Origin of the sequence: Sinorhizobium sp. B11 (assembly GCA_039725955.1) — a bacterium.
Classification (GTDB): domain Bacteria; phylum Pseudomonadota; class Alphaproteobacteria; order Rhizobiales; family Rhizobiaceae; genus Rhizobium.
Genome location: CP091033.1, coordinates 1,771,786 through 1,789,119 on the forward strand (window position 1 = coordinate 1,771,786; position 17,334 = coordinate 1,789,119).

At 61.6% G+C, this 17,334-nt stretch carries 14 protein-coding genes; 3 read left to right on the forward strand and 11 right to left on the reverse strand.

Annotated elements, in window-relative coordinates; genetic code table 11:
• Positions 1–188: 188 nt before the first annotated feature.
• The 10 genes from LVY75_08025 to LVY75_08070 all read right to left on the reverse strand — a co-directional run bounded on the left by LVY75_08025 (position 189) and on the right by LVY75_08070 (position 11,922).
• Complete coding sequence (locus tag LVY75_08025) at positions 189–1,025, reverse strand: CoA ester lyase (GenBank protein ID XAZ20074.1); 837 nt, start codon at positions 1,023–1,025, stop codon at positions 189–191.
• Positions 1,022–2,239 carry a CoA transferase gene (locus LVY75_08030; GenBank protein XAZ20075.1) on the reverse strand — a complete coding sequence of 406 codons (1,218 nt, stop codon included), beginning with the start codon at positions 2,237–2,239 and terminating at the stop codon, positions 1,022–1,024. The genes LVY75_08025 and LVY75_08030 overlap by 4 nt, the downstream gene beginning before the upstream one ends.
• A complete protein-coding gene (gene ugpC, locus LVY75_08035; protein XAZ20076.1) occupies positions 2,236–3,285 on the reverse strand; it encodes a sn-glycerol-3-phosphate ABC transporter ATP-binding protein UgpC in 1,050 nt (349 codons plus the stop codon). Before ugpC ends, LVY75_08030 begins: the two co-directional genes overlap by 4 nt.
• A 19-nt stretch (positions 3,286–3,304) precedes the next feature.
• A complete protein-coding gene (locus tag LVY75_08040; protein XAZ20077.1) occupies positions 3,305–5,404 on the reverse strand; it encodes an ADP-ribosylglycohydrolase family protein in 2,100 nt (699 codons plus the stop codon).
• Positions 5,405–5,419: 15 nt separating this feature from the next.
• Positions 5,420–6,625 (reverse strand): ADP-ribosylglycohydrolase family protein, encoded by a 1,206-nt coding sequence (locus tag LVY75_08045; GenBank protein ID XAZ20078.1) that lies wholly within the window; start codon positions 6,623–6,625, stop codon positions 5,420–5,422.
• Positions 6,615–8,042, reverse strand: a complete 1,428-nt coding sequence (locus tag LVY75_08050) for an extracellular solute-binding protein (protein XAZ20079.1) — start codon at positions 8,040–8,042, stop codon at positions 6,615–6,617. The genes LVY75_08045 and LVY75_08050 overlap by 11 nt, the downstream gene beginning before the upstream one ends.
• Positions 8,043–8,074: 32 nt before the next feature.
• Complete coding sequence (locus LVY75_08055) at positions 8,075–8,977, reverse strand: carbohydrate ABC transporter permease (GenBank protein XAZ20080.1); 903 nt, start codon at positions 8,975–8,977, stop codon at positions 8,075–8,077.
• Positions 8,977–9,942 (reverse strand): ABC transporter permease subunit, encoded by a 966-nt coding sequence (locus LVY75_08060; GenBank protein XAZ20081.1) that lies wholly within the window; start codon positions 9,940–9,942, stop codon positions 8,977–8,979. The genes LVY75_08055 and LVY75_08060 overlap by 1 nt, the downstream gene beginning before the upstream one ends.
• 4 nt (positions 9,943–9,946) lie before the next feature.
• Positions 9,947–10,996 carry a LacI family transcriptional regulator gene (locus tag LVY75_08065; GenBank protein XAZ20082.1) on the reverse strand — a complete coding sequence of 350 codons (1,050 nt, stop codon included), beginning with the start codon at positions 10,994–10,996 and terminating at the stop codon, positions 9,947–9,949.
• Between the two features lie 227 nt (positions 10,997–11,223).
• On the reverse strand, positions 11,224–11,922 hold the full coding sequence (locus tag LVY75_08070) for a type 1 glutamine amidotransferase domain-containing protein (protein ID XAZ20083.1): 699 nt from the start codon (positions 11,920–11,922) through the stop codon (positions 11,224–11,226).
• A gap of 602 nt (positions 11,923–12,524) precedes the next feature.
• On the opposite strand from LVY75_08070, the gene LVY75_08075 reads away from it, so the two are divergent.
• The 3 genes from LVY75_08075 to LVY75_08085 all read left to right on the forward strand — a co-directional run bounded on the left by LVY75_08075 (position 12,525) and on the right by LVY75_08085 (position 16,627).
• Positions 12,525–13,340 carry an N-acyl homoserine lactonase family protein gene (locus LVY75_08075; GenBank protein ID XAZ20084.1) on the forward strand — a complete coding sequence of 272 codons (816 nt, stop codon included), beginning with the start codon at positions 12,525–12,527 and terminating at the stop codon, positions 13,338–13,340.
• 1,029 nt (positions 13,341–14,369) lie between these two features.
• The gene (locus LVY75_08080; GenBank protein XAZ20085.1) at positions 14,370–15,419 is read left to right on the forward strand and encodes an alpha/beta hydrolase; all 1,050 of its coding nucleotides are present in this window, start codon (positions 14,370–14,372) and stop codon (positions 15,417–15,419) included.
• Positions 15,420–15,592: 173 nt separating this feature from the next.
• A complete protein-coding gene (locus tag LVY75_08085; protein ID XAZ20086.1) occupies positions 15,593–16,627 on the forward strand; it encodes an LLM class flavin-dependent oxidoreductase in 1,035 nt (344 codons plus the stop codon).
• Between the two features lie 203 nt (positions 16,628–16,830).
• Here LVY75_08085 and LVY75_08090 read toward each other — a convergent pair whose 3' ends face one another.
• Complete coding sequence (locus LVY75_08090) at positions 16,831–17,301, reverse strand: nuclear transport factor 2 family protein (protein XAZ20087.1); 471 nt, start codon at positions 17,299–17,301, stop codon at positions 16,831–16,833.
• Between the last annotated feature and the right edge of the window lie 33 nt (positions 17,302–17,334).

A 17,334-nucleotide genomic window follows, 5' to 3' on the forward strand; every position in this document is an offset into this window, starting at 1 on the left:
TCTTTGCACCACATAGAGGCAAACCCGTAGCCGTCTCGCCACTGTCGCTTACCGACGCAACGGCCCGACGTTTTTCCATTCAAACGGCCCACTGGCGTTGCGCTGGCTGGCCTGGTGTGTTGGATGTTTCTTATCGTTCCTGCCGTTTATTTCGCACTCCCGGTTGGGCTTGATCCCGCATGCCAGCATCACTGCGACAGCAGCGCACGCGCCCTCGCGACGACAGGCGCGTCGATCATCTTTCCGTCGAGCGAAATGGCGCCCTTGCCGGCCGACCCGGCGATCTCGGCCGCCGCGATGACGCGGCGCGCCCAGTCGAGCTTTTCCGGACTTGGCGAAAAAGCGGCGTTGAGAATGGCGACCGCGGAAGGATGGACGCAGCTCGCCCCATCGAAACCATGGCGCCTCGCCTCCTGCGCCGCGGCGTCGAGCGCTTCGAGATCACCGTAGTCGGCGACCGTCGTCAGCGTGCCGAAAGAGAGCTTACCCTCGGCCTTGGCAGCCATGTGCACCATCAGCTTCGGCAGGCGCAACACATCCGGCAGCGGTTCGCCGCCCATGCTGGCGGCCAGATCCTCGCCGCCGGCAGCAAGGGCGAGCACCCGCTGGCAGCCGGCGAAGGAGCGCGCATCGAGCACGGCGGCGGCATCCTCGATGAGCGGCACGAACCACATCTGCTCGCGGCCGAGTTCGCGTTCCAGCGTCTGCAGATGATAGGCGAGAAGATGCAGCCGGCTGAGCGAGCGTGTCTTGGCGATGTAGAGGCCGAAGGCGCCCGCCCGGCAGGCAGCCTCCGCATCCGCTTTCTGCAGGTCGGGTTCGGAATTGATGCGGACGAACACCTTGGCACCATTGCGCCCGACGGAGGCAACGGCCTCCGCCAGCCTCGCGCGGGCGGCCTGCTTTTCGGCGGGTGCGACCGAATCCTCGAGATCGAGAATGATTGCGGCCGCCCCCCGCTCATGCGCCTTGGCAATAAACCGGTCGGAGGAGGCGGGCACATAGAGAAGCGAACGAAATCTCATGCACCGCTTCCCTTCACGATGGCGTCGATCGCAGCGGCATCAAGGCCGGCTTCGGCAAGCACTTCCGCCGTATGCTGACCAAGTGACGGTGCCGGCCGGCGCCAGACGCCTGGTGTCGCGGAAAGACGGGGAACGATATTGTGCATCGGCAGGCTGCCAAATTCGGCATCTTCGGCATCGACGATGATCTCGCGTCCGGAAAAATGCTCGTCTTCGGCCGCATCGGCGATGCTGTAGATCGGGCCGACGGTGGCGCCGGCATCGCGCATGATCTGCAATGCCTCGTCATGATCATGCCCGGCAAACCAGCCGCCCACGGCCTCATCCACCAGCGCGCGATTGTTCACGCGCGCCGAATTGGTGGCAAAGCGCGGATCCTCGTTCATGTCGCTGCGGCCGATAATGTCAAAGATGCGGCGGGCGACCTGCGGTGTCGATCCCGACAGCGCCACATATTTGCCGTCGCGGCAGCGGTAGACATTGCGGGGCGCCGCCGTGTTCGAGGCGCTGCCGACGCGTTCCTTGACCTTGCCGGTGACCTTGTAGATCGCCGCTTCCGGCCCGAGAACCGAAAACATCGGCTCCAGCAGCGAGAGGTCGATCACCTGGCCGCGCGACAGGCCGCGGTCGCGGGCAAGCAGCGCCGTGACGGTGGCCGAACTGCCGTAGACGCCGGCGATCATGTCGGCGAGCGCGAGCGGCGGCAGCACCGGTTCGCGATCGGGAAAGCCGGTGCGATAGGCAAAGCCGCTCATGCCCTCGACGATCGTTCCGAAACCCGGAAATTGCGCATAGGGGCCGGTCTGGCCGAAGCCGGAAATGCGCACGATGACGAGATCGGGATTGCGGGCATGGAGAACGTCAGGAGCAAGCCCCATCTCTTCCAGCGTGCCCGGACGATAATTCTCGATGAAGACATCGGCCGTCTCGATCAGCGCCCAGAGCGCGTCCATGGCCGGTTTCTCGCGCAGGTTCAGCATGACCGAGCGCTTGTTGCGGCTATAGGTCTTCCAGTAGAGCGAGTGGCCGTCATCCTTCCAGTCGCGCAGCGGATCGCCTGACGGCGGCTCGATCTTCACAACATCCGCACCGAAATCGGCAAGCTGCAGCGACAGCATGTTGCCGGCGACGAGGCGGGAGAGGTCGAGCACGCGAATGCCGGCAAGCGGGCCTTTCGCTGCAGGGTCGAACTGTCTTTCGGAATGTCCGGTCATCGGATGCGCTCGCCGGTCGCCCTGTCGAAGAGCAGCACCTTGTCGATATCGATCGACAGCTTCACATCCTGCCCGGCCGAGAGCAGCCGACCGCCATGAACGACGACGGAAATGTCTTCGCCCCCCATGTCGACCACGAGTTCCTGGTCCTCGCCGGTCGGCTCGACGAGGCTGATCCGGCCGGGCACCCCATCCGTGGCAAGCGTGATATGTTGCGGACGGATGCCGTAGACGATTTCCGTGCCCGGCCGCAGCGGGTTTGTTAGCGGCAGGGCGACGCCGCTATCCGTCATGGCCGCCCCATTGCCGACGGTCGCCGGGATCAGGTTGATCTCCGGCGAGCCGATGAAGCCGGCGACGAAGAGATTGGCGGGATCGTTGTAGAGCGTCAGCGGCGCGCCGACCTGTTCCACCTTGCCGCCGTTCAGCACAACGATCTTGTCGGCCATGGTCATTGCCTCGGTCTGGTCGTGGGTGACGTAGACCGTGGTCTTGCCGAGGCGCTGGTGCAGCTTCTTGATTTCGCTGCGCATCTTGACGCGCAGCTTGGCATCGAGATTGGAGAGCGGTTCGTCGAACAGGAAGGCGCGCGGATCGCGCACGATGGCGCGACCCATGGCGACACGCTGGCGCTGACCGCCCGAAAGCTCGCGCGGCAGGCGGTCCAGCAGTTTTTCAAGGCCGAGGATGCCGGCAGCCTCCTCGACCCGTTTGCGGATTTCCGCCTTCGGGGCGCCGGCAAGCTTCAGAGCGAAGCTCATGTTTTCGGCGACCTTCATGTGCGGATAGAGCGCATAGGACTGGAAGACCATGGCGATATCGCGCTCCTTGGCCGGCATGTCGTTGACGACCTTGCCGCCGATGGTGATCTCGCCGGCGGAAATATCCTCCAGCCCGGCAATCATGCGCAGCAGCGTGGACTTGCCGCAGCCCGAGGGGCCGACGAGGACGACGAATTCGCCGTCGCCCATATCGAGCGAGATATCGTTGAGCACGGCGACGCTGCCATAGCTCTTGCCGACATTCCTGAGTTCGATCTCCGACATGTGCTTCCTCCCCTTGCGATTAGAGCTCGACGATCTCGAGCCGGCCGATCGACATGCGGCCGGCCGAGGCCATGCGCAGCCCCACCATGCCGTAGCCGAAAGTCTGATCCTCGGCTTCGAGAACCAGGCTGCCGTCGATCGACAGGGCGAGCCTGTTGCCGTTGACCGTCAGATTGACCTGATAGTCGCGACCGTATTCCGCCTTGAACGGTGCGCGCGCCAGGATGGTCGTGCCGTGGTTTTCGGCCAGGATCACCGCTTCGCCGTTCTGGAAGCCGCCGGCATAAAAACGGCTGGTCCCTTGCGCGCGGGCGACGACCAGATGCGAGACGCCGGAGAGCGGTCTCAGATCCGCATTGACGCTCACATCCCGCAGATAGGCATTTCCGGTCCAGGCATCGGCATCACTTGCCGTATGGGCATGGATGCGGCCCTGCTGCAGGCTCCAGTGGCCGCGGTTCCAGGTGAAGCGGGTGATGCCGCCCCATTCCAGCGCTTCCTTGGCCGGGTCGATCACGGTGCGGCCCTTGCCGGAGACGGAGAATTCCGAGAGGAACAGACGGCCGAGGAATTTCAGGCGGCCGAAATATTCGACGAGGATGCCGATCTCGTCGATCGCCTCGCCCTTGCCGTCGGGAATGGTGAATTCATAGTCCTGCCAGCCCTCGGAGGAGGGAACGTGCCAGGCGCCGGTCTCCTCGATCGCGCCGGTCATGGCGCGGCGGATATAGGGGGCGACGCGCAGATGGCCGTCGCCGTTCCACGGGTCGAGCCAAAGCTTGAACCTGACTGTCTGGCCGTCATCGGCAAGCGGCGTGAACATCGGCCGGTAGCGCTCGTCGTCGAAATCGGCGCGGCGATAGAAGGGCTTCCAGAAGATGCGGCCGCCCTGCCCGCGCTCCAGCCGGTCGAGCAGGATTTCCAGCGAGCCTCTCGCATAGTCCGTATGGCGCTCGTTCGAAGCCTTGACGGCGATCTGGTTGAAGGGCTCGGTGCGGAAAGCGTGTGTGGCACCCGGCGCATCGAAATCGAAGCGCACGCCGCGGCGCTCGAAATCCTCGACCCAGAGCGCCGGCGGCTCCTTGCCCTGCAGGCGCAGCGCAAGCACCGTCAGTTCGCGGGCGAAGGAAGGGATATCGACGACGTTGATCGTGCCGGTCACGCCGGAGGCGACGACGAAATCGTTGATCGGCTTGCGGTACTTGTCCCAGCCCGGCTGCACCCCTTGGAACGTGCCGACGATCGCGCCGGCATTGCCGGCATTGCAGTCGGTATCCCAGCCGGCCATGGTGGCGATCTCGGCGGTGCGCGGCAGGTCGCCCTGGCCGTAGATCAGCGCCATGAAGACGACGCCGGCATTCGGAATGATGTGGCAGACGCCGGGATAGCGATCATAACCCCATTCGGCCGTCAGCATGTCGCGGCAAGCGCGCCAGTCACCGGGGTTGTCCTTGTGGAAGGCGAGGACGGCACGGGCAACCCGGGCATAGAGCGAGCTTGCCGGGATCGTCGAAAGACCTGTTTCGATGATTTCCTCGATGCTTTTGGCGACGAAGGCCTGGGCGATGGCGGCAGCGCAGAAACGTGCGCCGTTCAGGCCCTCGCCGTCATGGGCGACACTTGCCGCCCGTGCGGAGGCATCGGCCGCCTTTTCAGGTTCACCCGGATGGATCCAGCCCCAGCTGTCGATGAAGATCTGGCCGCCGATCTGTTCGGCAACGGTCGTGCCGTTCTGGGCAATGGAACCCGATTGCGGGGCGGGAATGCCGGCGCGCAGGTTCTGGTAGGCGGTGTGTTCGGTGGAATTGCCGAAGCCGCCCCACCAGTACATGCCGTGCTCTTCGGCCGCATAGTTCAGCCAGGTCTTGCCGACATCCTCGGCGGTGGCGCCGAGCCCGTAATCGCGCAGCGCGCGGATGAAATAGACCGGACCGTTGGTATCGTCATCGGCGGCGAAATTCTTGAAATCGCGCAGATATTCGGTGACCTCGCCATAGGTGCCGCGAATGCGGTCATAGCTCCAGATGGTGGGCTCGACGGGGGCGCCGAGGCGCACGCCGATCGCCTTGCCGATGAAGCCGGAATAAATGCGTTCGAAAATCTCTGTTGTGTTCAACATCGTCCTGTCCAAAATTTATAGGCGTTCAAGCTGAGTTTGATCGGCAAGGCCGAGGAGCCCATCGCGCGCCCTGATCTTGGCGGCGTCGCGCTCATGCTCGGCCGTCTGGATCGCGATGACCGTTTCGGTGAAGGCATCGGCGGACGTAAAGAGAGCGAGCCTGTTGACCCGGTCGAGCTGCGCGGCAGCGGCCGCGTCGATCACGCTTTCGCCGTGCAGGGCGCCGAGGATCGCGCCGGCCATGACGCCGATCGAATCCGTGTCGCGGCCGGAATTGATGCCGTCCTGAATGGTCTTGTAGAAATCGCCGTCGTTGAGGATGGCAAAACCGAGCGCCAGCGGCAGTTCCTCGATCGCGTTCAGCCGCGACGGCTGATAGGCGTCCGAGGCGATGCCGGCCTTCTGGGCGGTGTGATTGACGTTGTCGCCCATCGGCGAATAGCGCGCGATGATCTTGTGGAATTCATCGACCACGGTCTTGTAGTCGGCATGTTTGAGGATGCGGGCGGCATCGACGATATCGGCAATGGCAGCGCGCGTGCCGTCCTTGGCCACGGCGAGCGCTTCATCGATGACGGCATCCAGCGTCGTGCCCGGCACGAAAGCGGCTGCGATTGCGGCGGCCAGCACGCCGGCGGCTTCGAGGCCGAAGCTCTGCTGGTGGCCGGAGGCAAAGGCGATCGCCTCGTCATAGGCAGCCTTTGGATTGCAGGCGTTCACGACGCCGACGGGCGCGATATACATGGCGGCACCGCAATTGACCATATTGCCGATCCCGCCCTGACGCGGATCGCAATTGGACAGCTGGTGGCGCTGGAAGATCCATTTTTCCGGATAGAAAAGGCGCTCGATCAGCATCGCCTCGCGCTGCAGTTCCGGCACCCAGCGCGGCGTCCAGGCGATCTCGCGCACCATGCCGGAGGCCATATCCCAGGCATCGACATGGCGCTTGACGTCGCCATAGATCGACATCAGGCAGAGCGTCATCAGCGTATCGTCGGTGACGATGCCGCTGCCGCGCACCCGGCCGTTGCGGGCGCTCTCGCTCTGGCTCATGCGGTGCCATTCGGTATCGAGCGAGGTGACCCTGCCGTAACGCTCGCGGATTTCGGCAGCGGAGAGTTTTTCGACCGGCGCCCCGAGGGCGTCGCCATAGGCGACGCCAAAGAGAAGCGCACGGACCCGTCCCTTGAGGGAGAGCCCCTTTGCATCATTTGCCATTCAGTACCGTCCTTGCATATTCGGTCATGTGTTCGCCGCCGGCACTGTTCCATTCGGTCACGAACTGGTCCCACTGATCCATCTTGGCTTCGCCGGAGATGAACTTGTAGACCCAGGCCCGGTAGACATTCTCCGTGGCGTCGATGTCGGTGGCGTAGTCTGCGGGCCAGACGAAGGCATTGTCCGGCTTGAAGTTGGCGGCGATCGTCTTCAGCGAGCCCTGCGCGGCGTCGCTCATCCACTGCACCGGTGGCTGCCAATTGGCGGCGACGAGGAAGCGGGCATACCAGGTGGCGATCTTGTCGGTCGTCTTGATGGTGTTGCCGTCCTTCGTGTACTGCTCACCCTCGAAGCCGAGGCGTTCGATCGCCTGGCCCTCGGGGCTGGCGATGAAGTCGAGCAGCTTGACGACCTCTTCCTTGTGCTCGGAGGTCGTGGCGATCGCGAGACCGCGCGCTTCCTTGGAAACGTCGAGCGCGATCAGCCCCTGGCCGGCCGGACCCTTGGGCGGCGCAAGCAGCGTCAGCGTCGGGTTCTGGTCGGGATGGGCCTGGCGCATCTTGCCGCCATAGATATCGATGACCTCGGCCGACGAGCCGAAGACCACGCCGGCGCGGCCGGAATAGAACTTGTCTTCCTTCACGTCCCACTTGGTGGTGATGTATTCCGGATCGTAGAGGCCCTTCTCCTTCAGCGAGGCGTAGAAGGCGATCTTGTCCTTCTCCTGCTTGGAGGTGCGCGCCGCGATCCATTCGCCGGCGTCGTTCTTCATCCAGGTGCCGGTCACGCCGAAGGCCTGGTTGAAGATGGAATCGAGTTCCTGCGTATTGTCGGCGGTCGTCACACCATAGGTGTCGGCCTTGCCGTTTCCGTCGAAATCGCCGTCCTTGATGGCCGTGAAGAGCTTGACGTAATCATCGACCGTCTGCGGGGCAGCGACACCGCTCTTTGCGAGCCAGTCGGTGCGGATGACCGGCTGGGGAATGCGCGGCGGATAGACGTAGAGCAGGTAGGGATAGTTCTTCAGGCGCTCGACATTGTGCGGGAAGAGCGCGTCCTTCAGATAGGTCGTCTTCGGCAGCCAGTTGTTCCAGTCCTCGAGAACACCCTGCTCGGCCATCTTGGCGTCGCCGCCCTGGAAATAGATGAGATCGGGAATATCGCCCGAGAGCAGCATGGCGCTCAGCTTGTCGGCATAACCCGAAGAGGGAAGATCGACGATCTGGATGTGGATGTCGGTGCCCTTGGCCTTCAGCGCCTCCTCGTATTTCTTCACGAGCTTGACGTCATCAGGATTGGTGGTCTGCAGATCCTTGGAAACGACGCGGATCGTCACCGGATCGGCAAGAGCGGGAATGGCGGTTCCCGCCGTCAGCGCCATCACTGTCATGGCCCCCAGAAGCATTCTCCCAAGCATGATTTCCTCCTTATATGCTTTGGTTTCGTGTCTCAGCCCTTCAGCGCACCGCTCATGGTGCCCTTCGTGAAGAACTTCAGAATGAGTGGATAGATCGCCAGGATCGGCACGATGGTGAGCAGGATCATGCCCGCCTTCAGCGCGCGGATATTGATCTGGCTGGCGCCGGTGTAATTGTTGGAATTGTCGACGCCGACCATGGCAAGCTTGTCGCCCTCGACGACGAACTGGCGCAGCACCACCTGCAGCGGCCATTTCGACTGATCATTCAGGTAGATCATCGCCCGGAAGAACTCGTTCCAGTGGAAGACGAAGTAGAAGAGCGCGATGGTGGCGAGCGCCGACTTGGCGAGCGGCAGCGCCACATACCAGAAGATCTGGAAGGGATTGGCGCCGTCGAGCTCGGAGGCCTCAAGCAGTTCCTTCGGCACTTCCTCGAAGAAGCGGATCAAGATGATCAGGTACCATGCATTGACCAGCTTGAAGAGGATGACCGACCAGTAGCTGTCGAGCAGGCCGAGACGCTTGTTGACGAGGTAATCCGGAATGATGCCGGGATCGAAGACGATCGTGACCAGCATGAGAACGAAGATGACCCGCCGCCCGGGCAGGCCGGGACGCGACAGCGCCCAGGCCATCAGCGCCGTCAGGATGACGCCGAGGAAGCTGCTGACGAGCGTGATGAAGATCGAATTGACGACGCCGCGCAGCACCGCCGGGTTGTTCAGAAGCAGGCTCCAAACATCGGTCGAGAAGCCGTTCGGCAGTACGGTGAGACCGCTCATGCCGGCGACCTCGCTCGGATCGGAGAGCGAGATGGCGAGCAGGTTGAGGAGCGGCTGCACGGTCAGCACGACGAGGAACAGCAGCGTCGAGACGATGATCGCATATTCGGCGCGTTCGAGCGGCGTGCGGCGGATATTGAGGGCGGCCATTACCACACTCCCTTGCCGGTCAGGCGTTTGGACAGGAGGTGCGCGCCGACGATCATCAGCATGCCGAGCACGGCCTTGAACAGCCCTGCTGCCGTCGCCAGCGAATATTCGCCGGTCTGCAGGCCGATGCGGTAGACATAGGTGTCGATGATATCGATCTTGCTGCGCACGACGTCATTGGAGAAATTGATGACCTGATTGAGGTCGGCATTGAGGAACATGCCGGCATTCAGGATGAAGAGCGTCGCGATCGTCGGCACGATGCCGGGAATGGTGACGTAGCGGATCTTCTGCCAGCGATTGGCGCCGTCGATCTCGGCGGCGGCATAAAGCTCCTGGTCGATGGCGATGATGGCGGCGAGATAGAGCAGGCTGTCCCAGCCGGCCGAGCGCCAGATTTCCGAGAATACCAGCACCCAGCGGATCGAGCCCGTATCGGTCATGAAGGAGACCGGCTGCATGCCGAAGACGCCGAGCACGTCGTTGACCGCGCCATCGCTTGGCGACAGCACGGCGATGAAGACGCCTGCTATGACCACCCAGGACAGGAAATGCGGCAGGTAGATCGCCGACTGGATGAACTTGCGCAGGGAGCCGCCACGGATTTCATTCAGCAGCAGGGCGACGACGATCGGCACCGGAAAGACGAAGATGATCTTCAGCGTCGAGATGATCAGCGTATTGGCAAGCACCTGCCAGAAGATCGCCGAGGCAAACAGCGTCTGGAAATGCTTGAGGCCGACCCAGAGGTTCGGGCCGATGATGCGCAGCTGCTCGAAGGCGATCTTGGCTTCCCAGATCGGCAGGTAATGGAAGATGAGGAAGAAGACGAGGCCGGGCGCCATCATCACATAATAGGGCCACCATTGGCGGATGCCCTTGCCGAGTCGGCTTCGACGAACTGCGGGAACGTTCCCACTTTTGGACGGCGCAAGTGACATCGGCATATTGTTGCTTACGGTCATGGCATTACCTCCCTGCCGCCACCCTTATGGGTGCCGGAACCGACAGATCGGCGAGTGATCCTCGCTCTATGAGCCGGCATGGCATATAGACCCGGCCGTGTTCGGGGCGGCCGGCAATTTCATCGAGCAGACATTCGACGGCGCGGACGCCGATCAGCCGCCCTGGCTTTTCGATCGTGGTCAGGCCCGGCCAGGAAAAGGCGCCGGCCGGAATGCCGTCGAAACCGAGGATCGACACATCTTCCGGGCAGCGCAGGCCGGCTTCGCGCACCGCCATCATGGCGCCGAGCGCCATCAGGTCGTTGGCGGCAAAGACGGCCAGATGGCCAGGGCCTCTTCTCTCCAGCAGCCGCGCCATGCCCTGCCGCCCGCCCTCGACCGTATATTCGGCCTCCTCGATCGGCAGCAGAGCCGGATCGAAATCGCGTTCGACGCAATGTTCGTGCACGGTGCGCAGAAAGCGCGCCCGCGCCAGACGCGAACGCGGCCCGAGCAGCAGTGCCGGCGCCGCATGACCGCGCGCCGTCAGCACACCCATGCCGAGGCGCACCGCCTGGGGAATATCGGAGCCGACGCTCGACGTATCGGGAAAGCGCTCGGCGCTGGAGCCGATCAGCACGAAAGGCAGGCCGAAACGCCCGAGATCGTCGAAACTGTCGGCCACCGGATTGATGATGGCGCCATCGACGCGGGCGCGACGCAGCGCCCGCAGATGCCGCGCTTCCTTTTCCGCATCCCAGTCGGAGGAAAAGACGAGAAGCGAGATATCGTCCTTCGCGGCCCGGTCCTGCGCGCCGCGCGCAACTTCGGCCCAGAACGGGTTGGTAATGTCGGGAATGACGATGCCGAGCAGGCCGCTGCGCCCGGAGCGCATGCCGACGGCGAGATGATTGGGCTCGTAACCGGTGGCGGCGACAGCCTTCATGACGCTATCGCGCGCCTCGTCGGAGATCCGCCCCGAACCGGCCAGCACGCGCGCAACGGTGCTCTTGGAAACACCCGCCCGCTCCGCCACATCGATAATGGTTGCCCTCCGCAGAGGCTTCTTCTCCATCGGCCTCCTCCATTCGCGCGACAGCAACACGGCCAGAGCCGATATGTGGGAACGTTACCACAAAAATTGAGATTTGCAATGCCGAGGACGGCCAATGGGACAAAGACGGCAATTGCATTCACCAGGATTGCCGCAGCGTCTGCCCACCCGCGAAGCGCCACGTAGCCATTCAAATCACTTGGAGGCCGTGAGATACTCATCTCCCGGCCTTTCCTCATCAATGCCGGCTATACAGCGACACCGGCCTTTAGACTTGTGAGAAGCGTAACGAGGGCCTCGGCTCCGGCGGTCGACGATGCCGGATTTTGTCCCGTGATCAGCCTGCCATCAGTGATCGCGAAGCTCTCCCAGTTTGCCTTCTTCTCGTAAAGACCGCCGAGCCGCTTGAGTTCGTCCTCAACCAGGAACGGTACGACCTTCGTGAGTTGCACTTCTTCTTCCTCACCGTTGGTGAAGCCGGTCACCCGCTTGCCCTTGACAATCGGAGCGCCCTTATAGGTTACGCGGTGCAAGACGGCGGGCGCGTGGCAGACCGCCGCAACGGGCTTACCGTTGTTGTAGAAGGACTCGATCAACTTGATGGACACGGGGTTGTCAACCAGATCCCACATGGGACCGTGACCGCCAGGATAGAAGATAGCGTCGAAATCGTCAGCGCGCACGTCACTTAACCTGGTGGTGGTCGCGAACACCCTCTGCGCGGCCTCGTCGTGCTTGAACCGCGTCATGGCAGGCGTCTGGTTCTCTGGCAGATCGCTCTTCGGGTCGATCGGCGGTTGACCGCCCTTGGGTGACGCCAGCGTCAAATCGACTCCGGCGTCGCGAAAGACATAGTAAGGGGCGGCGCCCTCTTCGAGCCAGAAGCCTGTCTTGCGCCCTGTGCTTCCGAGTATGTCATGAGAGGTGAATACCATGAGGATCTTCATTGTTCAGCTCCATCCAGTTCTGTCCAACAGCAGAATAGCTGCACACAAGGACTACTGAGGATCGAGGCATTTCACACTTGGACCATGGTATCGCCGACACGTTGGTATTGGTATGACCGGCGAGGACGCCGTGGACGGTTATCAGCCGAGGCGAATGACGGGGAACCGTGGCGACCCTTCTATTCACTATCCCAGTGCGTGACGAGAACGCGTCTCTTTCTCAACTGGGCCTTCGCATGAATGGAAGCAATCAGCGTCCGTCATTGCTAGGTGCGCGCGTATGTTCGCGACAACACTGTTGGCCGCCAGCGGGCAACAACAATCGATACCTTAGTTCACTTACCGCGAGCGATTGAACCGTCTACCTCTGACGCGTCGCCCTCATTCTGGCTGGGCAAAAATTCGGAACAGGCAAAGGCTCTCGAGCTCCTAATCGACTGAAGCGCCTGCTGCTCTCGCAGGACTGCGGGGCCGCTGCGCGCCCGGTGCTCGTTGTGTTCCGTTGGATCATCGTATCATTAAATTCTGGAGGAACTGGCATGAGATCTCGTCCAACAGCAATGTTCGTAGCCGCTGCTCTGTTTGCTATGCCGGGAAGCGCCATGCTGGCAGAAGACGGCGCCACACCAACAGGGACAATAGATAAACTGTACCACATTGACTGTGGTCACTCCCTGGCGAACGATGAGTCTGTCTGGACACCCGGTCAGAACGTAGGCAAGTCCATCGAATTCTCATCAACGTGCTATCTGATAAAGCACGGCTCAGATATACTCATCTGGGACACCGGGGTGCCTGAAGCCACGATTGACGATCCAAACGGCTGGTCCACACTTCCCAGTCTCATCGTCTACCATCTTGACAAGACGATATCCTCGCAGCTCGCGCAGATCGGGCTGACCCCGGCAGACGTAAAATACGTCCTTGTTTCACACACGCACGGCGATCATATCGGAAATATCGGCCTGTTCCCGGATGCCACCGTTGTTATGCAGAAGGCGGAGTACGACTGGATAAACTCGCCTCCCCCGGCTGATCCTAACATCAACACGCTTGTAATCCTTGCAAGGAAGCTGCTTGGCCAACCTCGGCGATTAGAACTCATCACTGGTGACATCGACTTTTTTCGCGATGGAAGCGTTAGGCTCATTTCAACGCCTGGCCATACTCCTGGCAGCCAGTCACTCATGGTTCACCTGGCCAAGACAGGGTACGTGGTTCTCTCGGGCGACGTCGTGCATTTCGAGAGCAATTTCGAACATGACATCGTTCCCGCACTCAACGTCGACAAAGCAAAGTCGATCGCCTCGATGGATCGCGTCCGGGAATTGATGAAGCAGTACAATGCGAAAATGTTCATAAACCACGATAAACGGCAGACGGATACATTGAAGGTTCTTCCGGACTTTTACGACTGAAGAATAGCGATCCCGCTTATCCCGCCCAGATCCATCAGCAATTGCCGCGGGCGACCGGAGGCACGTCCGGCGTCCATCCTCTGGACGCGGATATGATCCCGCCCCCTGCACGATGGTGATCTCCCTACATTTCGCATGACCGGGATATCACTCATCGCCCGGTGTCACACATCGAACTTCGCGGCACATTGTCGAGCACCTGACTTGAAGGCGAAGCGTCATTTGCACTCGCGCATTTCCAGGCACGGAGGTGGTCTTCGACGTGACAAACGGTACCGTGCCTGTGAGCTTTGCTGACCCGATGCCGTCCCAGGTCAGCAAACGCGCGGCATGAGAGGTCTCAATATCTTGCTCTGAGGACTTCCTGAAGCCGCTCCCGGCTCGGAACTCCGGTCTGGAGCCAGCGAATAATATCCCGTGCCACAGCCTCCGCTTCCTCGCTTTTTCTGTTGCAACGTCGAGCCTCGCAGTACTCCTTCAGGACGTCTGCGGCCAACGACACCTCCTCCGGCATGAGCGGGCGAAGACACGGCCTATCGATTGGGCTTGGCATGATTGTTTTTCCCTTGGCAGCTCAAACTGGGTCCGACACAGCGGCGGTCGCTCCGGAACCAACGGAAGCGGAAGGTACCCAGATACGGGTCGGTGCTGGCCGATCGCCGATGGCAATCAGAACTCCGACGATCGCCACCATGGCAATTACGATCGCAACAAGCGGAAAGCTTGAACTCGCAGCGCGGTAGATCATCATCTGCTCCCGATTTTTGGCCGCGGTTGATCGCAACCCCCGGCTTCGACCGAGACTATGTCGGCGAACCGTCAGGAAGGCATTTGCACCTTGGTATAGGGGATACGTTTTTATAGGCGATACCATCGTGCAATAGCGCTCCGCATGGGCCAGCCTCAATGTTTCCGGGTACGGATCGACAGCAGATCTCGGTACGAAAGGCCAGCGCAAACACTCACGGAATCCTGATCGAGAGCGCAGCCTTAACCCAGGATAAGCAATGACCATCGGAGACTGGCGCAATGTTCAATTTCGTACCCGCAAATCTCACACGTCGATCGTTCGGCAGCGTTGCACTCGCTATTGCCGCGGCGGGTGTCCTCGGCGAAAAGACGACCCAAGCATCTCAGGCGACCACGGGTGTGGATATACCGACAGCTGCTGACGGAGCCACTCTCGAAGCAAACAAGGGCGTCGAGGCAGGAGACTTGTTCGCCTCTTATGCCGACATAGGACCGGCGACTGGATCACCAGTCTTGCTGCTGCACGGCTGGCCCTACGACATCAACAGCTTCGCGCAGGTCGCACCTCTCCTTGCCGACCGAGGACACCGCGTCATCGTGCCCTTCCTGCGGGGTTACGGGGGCACGCGCTTCCTATCGGCGGAGACGAAACGCAACGGCCAGCAGGCCGCAATTGCAGTCGACATCATCAAGCTGATGGACGCCCTAGGGATCAAGCAGGCTACGATCGCAGGCTTCGACTGGGGAGCGCGGACAGCCGACATAGTCGCGGCTCTTTGGCCGGAACGCTGCAAAGCCCTCGTATCGGTCAGCGGCTATCTGATCGGGAACCAGTCTGCCGGAAAGGCGCCACTGCCGCCGACCGCCGAACTTCAGTGGTGGTATCAATTCTATTTCGCCACTGATCGCGGTCGCGAAGGCTACGAGAAATACACGAACGACTTCGCCAAGCTTATCTGGCAGCTCGCCTCCCCACATTGGAAATTCGACGACGAAACGTTCTCGCGAAGCGCCGCTGCATTCGCCAATCCCGACCATGTGGCGATCGTCGTCCATAACTATCGATGGCGTCTCGGACTGGCACCCGGCGAGGACCGGTTCGACGAATACGAGGCCGTGCTCGCCAAGGCCCCAGACCTATCGGTCCCGACAATAACGCTCGAAGGCGACGCGAACGGGGCACCTCATCCGGATCCCAAGACCTACGCCGCGAAATTCAAGGGAAGATATGAACACCGTCTGATCACAGGTGGGATTGGCCACAACCTTCCGCAGGAAGCACCAGGCGCCTTCGCGCAGGCAGTGATGGACGTCGATGCCTGGGCATGACGGGAACTCAGCGCCCCGTCACGTGGGAAGCACCCATCGAATTTATCGATCATCATCATCCTAATAAGGAGGGTGGCGCGGCGCTGGCGGAAGTAGGATGAAAGGCGCGTATCTGTCGCTGCGCATCGCCCAACTTGCGCCCAGCGGACACGTCATCTTGAAAGGATCCGACATTGGAAATCGGTATCGATAGTTTTGCAATGCTCCTGACCGACCCCGCCACGGGGCGATTGCAGTCAGCCATCGATCGCATGGAGAGCGTGCTTGCGGAGATCGAGCTCGCAGATCAAGTCGGCCTCGATGTCTTCGGAATGGGCGAACACCATCGAGAGAACGCGCTCGATTCAGCCCCGGCCGTCATCCTTGCGGCCGCCGCGGCACGCACGAAGTCGATCCGACTGACAAGCGCTGTTGCTGTCCTCAGCGCCGCCGATCCCGTGCGGCTCTTCCAGGAATTTGCCACACTGGATCTGATATCCGGCGGAAGAGCTGAAATCGTGGTCGGTCGTGGCTCTTCGGTCGAGGCGTATCCGCTGTTTGGATTCGACCTGCGGGACTACGATACGCTGTTCGCGGAAAAGCTGGACCTGTTGCTGAAGATCATGGAGCAACCCAACATCAAATGGCAGGGTCGCTTTCGTCCTGCGATCAATGGCGAGGGCGTGTTTCCCCGTCCACACCAGCCGAATTTGCCAATCTGGCTGGGCGTCGGCGGCACACCCGAATCCTTCGTCCGAGCTGGAACACTCGGTTTGCCGTTGATGGTCGCCATTATCGGCGGAAGCTTCGAGCGGTTCCTGCCTCTGGTCGATCTCTATCGCCGCGCATGGGACGCCGCGGGTCACCCCCGGCAGGGCCAGAAGGTCGGCGTCCATGCCCTCGGCTTTGTGGGAGAGACGGACGCGGCTGCGAGGGAAGCGTTCTTTCCGGGTTGGTTCCAAATGTTCTCCGACGCGGGACGGGAACGGGGCTGGCCGCCGCCGACGAAGGCCCAGTTCGATCAGATGTGCGGTCCGAACGGCGCATTCCTGGTTGGCAGCCCGCGGACGGTTGCGGCCAAGATCCTGCATCTTAACGAGACCTTGCGCGGAGTGTCTCGCATCACCTTCCAGATGAGCACCGCTGCCCTGGAGACCAAGGCGATGCGCCGCTCTATCGAGTTTCTCGGCACTGATGTCGCGCCTCTCGTTCGCGGACAACGTCCTTAGCTGTGCCGTCAAACGACGCGAGCTTCAAGGGAAGCCACGAGCGCCGCCAGATCACCGGTAGGATGGGTCGAAACCTTCTGATGGAAGCGCCAACGCGTTCCCACAGGCGATCCAGACGCCGGCGTGATGAACCGATGTTGTTTCGGCCTTTGGTCAAGACAATCATACGCGATCACAGAGCCGCATCCGTGCTGGCGCTGTGATCATTTGCTGCTGCCGAAAATCAGCTTCTGATAGTCTGCTAGCATCTGCGGATCCTCGACGGAGCCGTGATGATGGAGTTGCCTCCAGGCGCCGTCCATCCGAACGAACCAGCGGGTTGTGCGGAAGGCGACATCCAGACTGTCGCTGGCAGTGCGGCACTTGCCCCGCTCGCGACCGACGAAGAGATGCCACTCTCGTCCGCCTTGGCTCGTGAAGTCGTGGAACGTGACGTTCACTGTGGCGGCGCCACCGAACAGCTTGGCATAGCCCCCCGCGATCTCATTCCAACCGCGACGGATCCCACCGATGGGGTTGTCCATGCTCGGAGCCTGCCCGGGGAACCAGACCCCTTCCAGGCCCGCCATATCGGCCGAATTAAATGCCCTGTAGAATTCGATCAGCGCATCCAGGGGGCCACCATCCCCTGTCTTCTGTTCCGCGCCCGTGATCTCCTCGAAACGTTCGTTCATGTCGAAACCTCTTTCCGGATTCGTTTGGCGAGC